Source organism: Clostridium sp. UBA4395, assembly GCF_002390995.1.
Lineage (GTDB): Bacteria > Bacillota > Clostridia > Clostridiales > Clostridiaceae > Clostridium_J > Clostridium_J sulfidigenes.
This window is the reverse complement of the sequence record NZ_DGRF01000022.1, coordinates 22,945-31,503: the sequence shown is the minus strand read 5'-3', so window position 1 is coordinate 31,503 and position 8,559 is coordinate 22,945. Positions and strand designations below refer to the sequence as shown.

5 protein-coding genes and 1 riboswitch are annotated in these 8,559 nt (G+C 30.2%); all 5 genes read left to right on the top strand.

Annotated features, from left to right (window positions below; translation table 11 throughout):
- The first annotated feature begins 402 nt into the window (after window positions 1–402).
- The 5 genes from B2694_RS03105 (at window position 403) to B2694_RS03085 (ending at window position 8,466) form a co-directional block, all read left to right on the top strand.
- A complete protein-coding gene (locus B2694_RS03105) occupies window positions 403–2,820 on the top strand; it encodes a PAS domain S-box protein (protein ID WP_346884526.1) in 2,418 nt (805 codons plus the stop codon).
- A 156-nt stretch (window positions 2,821–2,976) separates the two neighbouring features.
- Window positions 2,977–3,546 carry a TetR/AcrR family transcriptional regulator gene (locus B2694_RS03100; protein WP_035132024.1) on the top strand — a complete coding sequence of 190 codons (570 nt, stop codon included), beginning with the start codon at window positions 2,977–2,979 and terminating at the stop codon, window positions 3,544–3,546.
- A gap of 204 nt (window positions 3,547–3,750) precedes the next feature.
- Window positions 3,751–6,237, top strand: coding sequence for a YhgE/Pip domain-containing protein (locus B2694_RS03095; RefSeq protein WP_346884525.1), 2,487 nt, complete (start codon window positions 3,751–3,753; stop codon window positions 6,235–6,237).
- 69 nt (window positions 6,238–6,306) lie between these two features.
- Window positions 6,307–6,408, top strand: a riboswitch (purine riboswitch).
- Between the two features lie 136 nt (window positions 6,409–6,544).
- Window positions 6,545–7,891, top strand: coding sequence for a nucleobase:cation symporter-2 family protein (locus B2694_RS03090; RefSeq protein WP_346884524.1), 1,347 nt, complete (start codon window positions 6,545–6,547; stop codon window positions 7,889–7,891).
- A complete protein-coding gene (locus tag B2694_RS03085) occupies window positions 7,891–8,466 on the top strand; it encodes a xanthine phosphoribosyltransferase (protein ID WP_346884523.1) in 576 nt (191 codons plus the stop codon). Before B2694_RS03090 ends, B2694_RS03085 begins: the two co-directional genes overlap by 1 nt.
- The last annotated feature ends 93 nt before the right edge of the window (window positions 8,467–8,559 follow it).

Genomic DNA, 8,559 nt, shown 5'->3' with positions numbered 1-8,559 from the left:
GACTTCATATAGTTAGTCTCATCTTATCAGTTATAGTGTCTTAATTACATAATACACTATAACTGGATTAAAGGTTAATGCTAAAAAGTACAATATAACCTGATTAGATTAAATTAGGTATGAATAACTCATATTTCCTTTAATATATAAATGTTTACATAATTTAAATGTTAAAATACTACAAAATAATCCAATATATAATATTTCGTGATACTAATTCTTTACTATATATTGTAATATATTACTTTAAAATGTATAATTGGTAGTGGGAATATACACTTTTAAAGAAATATGCAGATACAATGGAAATAAATATACATATATGATAAAAAGCTATAAAAATTAATTTTTGTAATAATTTCAGTATAGTGATGAAAGTTATAATAGAGGGGATGGAAGTTTATGGAACAGGTTTTTAATAGTCTAGATGAAATGATATTAGTAGTTAATAGTAAAGAAAAAGTTCTATTTGCAAACTCTAAGTTAATAGAACGATTTGAATTAAATGAAAAAGACTTACAAAAATCTTATAGAGACATAGCTTTACAACAAGATAGGGATATACTAAAGGAACTTATATGTAATTTTGAAAAGTATACTAATAGGGTTATAGAATATACTCTTTCTTTAAAAGGGTTAGGCAAAATTCACTGTGATGTAAATGTTAACAAAGGGATGTGGTGCGGAGAATCAGCTTTTTTTGTTACATTAAAAGAAAAAGAAGTATATAGTAAAAAAAATTTAGAAATACTTCTAGACAAGCTACCCTATAGCATGTGGATGAAGGATGCTGAGGGCAAATATATATATGCAAATACTCAATATGTAAAAAACTTGGATGTTGATAAGGAGAGGGTTATAGGATCTTATGACTGGAACTTTTGTAATGAAGACCAATGTGATTATTCAAGTGAAACAGATCATGAAGTAATTGTTGACAAAAGACCAATACTATATGAAAGAGTGATTCATAATTCAGAAGGTGATATGTGGCTTGAAACCTATAAGGCTCCAATATTAGACCAATATGGAGAAGTAAAGTATATAATTGGTGTTTCAAGGGATATAACTTTTAACAAGAAGATAGAATCAGAATTGTTGGATAGTCATAAGCAATTTTATGCTTTAAATGAAGTAGTAAGCAATGGTTATAATGAAAGTAGTGGAAGATTTGATAATTTAAAAGAAGATATTATCCAAAAACTAGGTGCAGATGCTATAAATATATGGGCATATGATGATAAGGCAGGTAAACTTAATTGTAAATGTTATCTAGGAAAATATAATGAAATAGATATTGACAATACAGAGTTTCCAATAACCTATGAAGAATTGGATAGATTATTTATAGAAGAGGGTGGCGAGGGATTAAAGCCACTGTGTGATAGAAAAAATTATCCTAATAAAGACATATTAGAAAAAAAAGGTGTAAAGTTTGTTGGAATATATAAACTTGAATATAATAATAGAATTATCGGTGTAATGAATTTCTTATATAGTGAAATAGATGGTAAAAAACTAAATAACCATAATTTTATAAAAGTATTATGTAATCAAATCGCAGTAATAATAAAAAATGATATTTTATCTAAAGAGATTAAATTAGAACTTAAAAAACGTATGGAAACAGAAAGTGAGCTACAATTATTTTTAGATACTGCTATTGATTTGATGGTTATAATTGGAGAAAATGGAAACCATAGAAAGTTAAATTCAGGGTGGGAAAAGACCTTAGGATGGAGTAAAGAGGAACTTTCAAAGATGAAGTGGACAGATATAATTTACCCAGAGGATTTAGAATTAAAGAATGAATTTATAAAAAAATTAAAGACAGAAGAAAAGATAATGAGTTTTAAGATTAGACTTATGTGCAAAAATGGAGATTCAAAGTGGATTCAATGGAATAGTAGATATTTAAAAAGTAGAGGAATATCTATATGTACAGGTAAGGATGTAACAGAGCAGCATCAGCTAGAAGAGCAAAGAAAAAATTATGAAGAAGCAATAAAATTAGAGAAAATTAAAGGTGAATTTTTCTCTAATATATCCCATGAATTTAAAACTCCTTTAAATATTATTCTTACAACTATGCAACTTATAAATAGTAATATAGAAAAAGAGCGTATTTGTGCTGACAAAGGCGTGGCTTTAAAAAGATACATGAATTCTATTAAACAAAATTCTTATAGATTATTAAGGCTTGTTAATAATCTAATAGATATAACTAAGATAGATGCAGGATATTATAAATTACAACTTGAAAATCATAATATTGTTAATGTTGTAGAAGATATTACCATTTCTGTAGCTCAGTATGTGGAGAATAAAGGAATAGAATTAATATTTGATACAGAAATTGAAGAAGAAATAATTGCTTGTGATCCAGATAAAATTGAGAGAATAATGCTTAATTTATTATCCAATGCAATTAAGTATACAAAGGTAAATGGAAGAATTGAAGTATATTTAGGTATTGATGATGGAAAAGTATTCATATCAGTTATGGATAATGGAGAAGGAATAGAAAATGAAAAGGTAAATTTGGTATTTAATAGATTTATTCAAGCAGATGATACTTCAGAAAGAAGATATGAAGGTAGTGGAATTGGATTATCACTGGTTAAATCCTTAATTGAAATGCATGGTGGTAGCATTAATGTGACAAGCAAGGTTGGTGAAGGTACTAAATTTACATTTTATCTTCCAATACGGATTGTAGAAATAGAGGAGTGTGAAAAAGAACATGTGCCTCATAAAAGTGAAATGATAAGTTCAAAGGTAGAAAAATGTAATATAGAATTTTCGGACATATACAATTAATGTGACTCCTAAAATCATTATTAGAAATTTTATTTTAGTTTATTATTTAGTAGTATATAAATATTATGATATAATAATGTTTATATTACTAAAAGATAAAATATAAATTATAAGGAGTTGTGTTGCTTCATATCATGATGGATAGAAGCGTATATTATGAATAAGACTAGAAAAATTATTTTTGAGGCCGCAATAAAAGTATTTTCAAGCAATGGTTACGAGAGTGCCACTATGGATGAAGTAGCAAGCGAAGCTGGAGTTGCAAAGGGAACTTTATATTATCACTTTAAAAGTAAAGAGGAATTATTTTATTTTGTCGTACAGACAGGAATTGATTTAATAAACAGTGAAGTTGAAGAATCCATAAAAGAAATAAGTGATCCTATAGAAAGATTGAAGGAATCTGCTAGGGTTCAGTTAAAATATGTGTATATTAATAAGGATTTATTTAGAGTAATAATGAGTCAGGTATGGGGACAAAAGGAACGTCATGAAGAAATAAGAGAGCAGGTAATGAACTTAATTAATATGAATTCTAAATTTTTAGAAGGAATTACAAAGAGTAGAAATATTTCTGACGAAGATTCAGATATATTAAGTTACTGCTTTATAGGGGTATTATTTTCATCTGCACTCTATGAAATTATAAATAATGATAACTATAATCATGATGAAGTAGTAGAAAAATTTATGGATTACATTAACTATGACATAAGATTATCTTGAGATATGAAATATAAATAAAAAATAATATACAATTTTAATAGAAGAGTTTTCTAGCTAGGATAATAGTAAGTTAGAAAGCTTTTTTTTATGTTTTTGAAAAGGATAACAGTAAAAATATTCTTTAATAATATTGACTAGTCAGTATAAAAATAGTATATATATAATATTGACTGTAAAGTATAAAAAATTAAAGAAGGTGATAGTGTGAACTTTTTAAAAATTGCCGGTAAGGATATAAAAAGCATTTTTAAGAACAGATTCATAAGAGTATCGGTTATTGCAATTATTATAGTACCATTACTATACTCATTGTTGTACTTAGATGCATTTTGGGATCCTTATGCACGAATTCAGGACATGACAATAGCTGTAGTTAATGAAGATGGTGGTGCCTTACTTGATGGAGAACAGGTAAACTACGGTGAAGACATTGTAGAAAACCTAAAGGGAAATGAAGAGGTTGGCTGGGATTTTACTAGCAATGAAAAAGCCAATGAGGGTTTAGAAAAACAAGGGTATTATGCTAAATTTGTAATTCCAGAAGATTTTTCAGAAAGTGTTGTGGCTGCAAAAGAAGGTAAGCCTCAGGTAGCAGATTTACAATTTGTTTGTAACGAAAAGAAAAACTTTTTAGCAGCTCAAATCAATTCACAGGTTGAAAAGTTACTAAAAGAAGAAATTGTAGGAACAATTTCAAGCAACTATGTCACTGTTGCTTTTGATAAGCTATATGAAGCAAAAGATGGATTTATAAAGGCAACTGATGGAAGTGAAAAACTTTATAATGGAATTGGTGAACTAAATGAAAAGGTACCTATGCTAGCGGAAGGTGCTAATAAACTTGGAGATGGTTCAGCACAATTAAAGGATGGACAAGGTGCTCTTAACTCTGGAATAAAGTCAATAAATAATGGCTTATCAGAAGTGAATAGCAAGGTTCCAGCCTTAGGTTCTGGAGTAGATAAGTTATATGATGGTTCACAGGAATTGACAAGTAAACTAGGAATTGCAGCAAATGGTGCAGGTGCATTAACAGTAGGAAGTAAAAGTCTTTATAGTGCATTTAATACAAAAATTTATCCAACTGTAAATTCACTTAAAGATGGAGCTAGTGAGTTAAATAGTAAATTAAAGACTGGAGAAAGTAGTATAAAAACATTAAAAGAAGGTGGAGAAGGCTTAAAAACTGCTAGCGGTAATGTTGCGGAGTCTGCAAAAGGCATAAATAATGGATACCAATCAGTTAAAGGTGGAGTTGACCAGCTTATAAATGGTGTTAATACATCTTCAGCAGCAATGAAGGATATATCTAAAGATATTATAGCAGCAGTTAATTCAAATCCTGAAGTAGCAAAAGATCCAAATATTCAAGCAGCACTTGTAAAGATACAAGCTTTAAACGAATCAACTAGTGAAACACCAAAGCAGATACAAGGATTGCAAGCAGGAACTAAGATGTTTGGTGATAAATTAGGTGAGTTTAATGGTGCTGTAAATATGTACACTGGTAAGGTTAATGAATTTGCAACTGGAACAATAGCTTTAACCGATAATGTAAATAAAGTTAGTGAAGGGGTAAGTAAAATCAGTGGAGGATTAAATTCTTTAGAAACTGGACTTGATGAAAATAATACTGGTTCCTTTGGAGCAGGATTAAAATCAGTATCAGAAAATATGGCTGCTTTAAGTTCGGGTATTAATAAGTTAAGTAGTGGATCTGGTGAAATAAACGGAGGTCTTGGACAGTTAAGAAGCAATGTTCCAGCTTTAAGTGGTGGAATACAAGCTTTATATAATGGTTCAAATCAACTAGTAGATGGATCCAATGCGCTAGTAGATGGACAAAACAAGTTAAATGATGGAGTGTCAGAGTTAACAGGAAAAGTACCACAACTAGAAGATGGGGTAGATAAGTTATATAAAGGATCAAATGAGCTTGCAACTGCTTTAAAAGATGGTTCAGGAGAAATGAAGTCTGGACTTAAAAATTCCTCTGAGGAAATGGGTGACTTTGTATCAGCTCCAATAAATATGAAAAATGAACCAATAAATAAAGTTCCTAACTATGGAACAGGTTTTGCACCATACTTTATATCACTATCTTTATGGATAGGTGCAATAATGATGTTCTTCGTTATCTCAGCTAAAACTGATGATGATGCTAATTTATCCAAGTTTGATAAAGTTATAGGTAAATATTTATCCTTTGGATTTATAGGTTTATTACAAGCATTACTTGTAAGTGCAGTTGTAATGGGGCTAGGATTAACGCCAACAAGTACAGGTATGTATTTTGCATCCATAGTATTCTTATCATTGGTATTTATAGCAATAATTCAATGTTTAATATCCCTATTTGGAGATGCAGGAAGACTTTTAGGAATAGTACTATTAATACTTCAGCTAACAGCTTGTGCAGGTACATTCCCGTTAGAGATAGTACCTAAATTCTTTAAAGTGATTAATCCATATATGCCATTTACTTATAGTGTAGAATTATTAAGAGAAGTTATTTCAGCCAATACAATTAATTATGGAATAGTCGGAAAAGATTTCTTAATCCTTGGAATTGTTCTTCTTGTATTTTTAACAATATCAATAGTATTTAAAAATGCAGGGGAAAATCTACAAAATATAATTGAAGGAAGAAAAGAAAAATCAGTGGAAAATATAAAAGAACAATCAATGTAACAGTAAACTTATTATTACAAATAATCCTAACAATAGCTGGTTGTAAAATATAAATGTTCGTGTTATAATGACAATACAATTGGTAAGACTCGTATATAATCGGTAATATGGTCCGAAAGTTTCTACCTGCAAACCATAAATTTGCAGACTACGGGGAGTTGTATTTTATTATAACTATAATTATTATAGTGATGAATCACAGCACCTCAATTTTTATTGAGGTGCTTTTTTATTTTGATTTAAATAAATCTAAGGAAGTAGCTAACCCTTAGATAAAATTAAACAATATCTAAAAGGAGATGAACTTATGAATAATGAAGAACTATTAACTAATGATATTGAATTAACCTATGGGGTTGATGATAACCCAACTTTAGTTAAAAAGATATTATTTGGTTTACAGCATATATTTGCAGCTTTTGGAGGGATAGTAGTAGTGCCTCTAGTAATAGCAAGTGCATTAGGATTTGATGCAAAAATAACTACAACATTAATAAGTGCAACAATTTTAGCTTCTGGTATTGCTACTATAATTCAAGCTAGAGGTTTTGGCGTTATAGGTTCAAGGGTTGCTTGTATCATGGGTACAGACTTTACCTTCGTATCACCAGCTATTTCAGTGGGTACAATACTTGGACTTCCAGGAATAATTGGAGCTACTATTTTAGGAGCATTCTTTGAAATTATTTTAAGTTACTTTATTAAGCCTCTTATGAAATTATTTCCACCAATAGTTACGGGAACAGTGGTATGTTTGATTGGACTTACATTATTACCAGTATCTATTGATTGGGCTGCAGGTGGAGTTGGAGCTGCAGATTATGGTAGTATTAAGAATTTATCAATAGCCATGTTTGTATTAATTTTTACCTTGATTTTAAATAGATATGGAAAAGGTATGGTTAGTAGTGCATCTATTTTAATTGGGATGGTTGCGGGATATATAATTTGTATTCCTTTAGATCTAGTGAATTTTACAGCCATTACTGAAGCTAGTTGGGTTTCATTCCCTAAAATATTTGAATATGGAGTAACCTTTGATATTAAAGCTTTAATCGCATTTATTCCAGCATATTTTGTAACTACTATAGAAACCGTTGGATGTCTTAAGGCTATTGGAGAAACTTCTCAGATACATATGGATGAAAAACGTGTGGGTGCTGGTGTATTAGCAGATGGTATAGGAAGTATGCTAGGTGGAATAGTGGGTTCATTCCCAAACACTACCTTCAGCCAAAATGTAGGACTGATACCTTTAACAAAGGTAGCAAGTAAGCACGTGGCAATTATGTCAGGACTAATCATGGTGGTTTTAGGTTTCCTACCTAAACTAGCAGGACTAGTAAGTGGAATACCACAACCAGTTCTTGGTGGAGTTGGAATAGTAATGTTTGGAACTGTTGCAGCAGCAGGAATAAAGACTTTAAGCAGAGTAAGACTTACTGAAAGAAATCTACTTATAATAGCTACATCTATAGCTTTAGGTCTTGGAGTTACCTTTAGGCCAGATGTTATAGCACAATTACCAGAAGGATTAAAGATGATTTTCTCATCAGGAATATCTACAGGAACTATAACTGCTTTAATACTAAACTTGGTATTAAAAGAAGATAAAGTAGAGAAAATAAAAGTAGAAAAAAGTGAGGTGGCATAATGGAAACTTTAAAAAATCGCATATTAAAAGATGGACATGCGTTAAATGAATCTGTATTAAAGGTAGATTCTTTCTTAAACCATGGAGTAGATGCTAAATTAATGCAGGAAATAGGAACAACCTTTAAAGAACATTTTGAAAACCATGGAATAACTAAAATATTTACCATTGAAAGTTCAGGGATAGCTCCTACAGTTATGACTGCTCTTCAAATGGAATTACCAATGGTAACACTAAAGAAACAAACATCTAAGATTTTAAGTGGAGATGTATATCAAACAACAGTACATTCTTTTACTAAAGCTGTAGATTATGAGTTAACTTTATCAAAGAAATTTATATCATCAGAGGATAATATACTTATAATAGATGATTTCTTAGCCTATGGAGAAGCAGCACAAGGCGCTATAAGATTGGTAGAAGAAGCTGGAGCAAAGGTTGCAGGAATTGGAATAGTCATAGAAAAATCCTTCCAACCAGGTCGTAAAAATCTTGAAGATAAAGGCTATGAAGTATATTCACTAGCAAGAGTGAGTAAGCTTGGTAAAGATATTATAGAATTTGTAGAAGAATAATAAAAAAGGTGCATGGGCACCTTTTTTAATTTTGTAATACGCTAGTAGCTATATTGCATATTCATGAATCTCGCAAACCCGCACTATGACAAC

Excerpts from the sequence above, each read along its gene's own strand:
- B2694_RS03105 (WP_346884526.1), top strand. The coding sequence starts at position 403 with ATGGAACAGGTTTTTAATAGTCTAGATGAAATGATATTAGTAGTTAAT.
- B2694_RS03100 (WP_035132024.1), top strand. The coding sequence starts at position 2,977 with ATGAATAAGACTAGAAAAATTATTTTTGAGGCCGCAATAAAAGTATTT.
- B2694_RS03090 (WP_346884524.1), top strand. The coding sequence starts at position 6,545 with ATGAATAATGAAGAACTATTAACTAATGATATTGAATTAACCTATGGG.
- B2694_RS03085 (WP_346884523.1), top strand. The coding sequence starts at position 7,891 with ATGGAAACTTTAAAAAATCGCATATTAAAAGATGGACATGCGTTAAAT.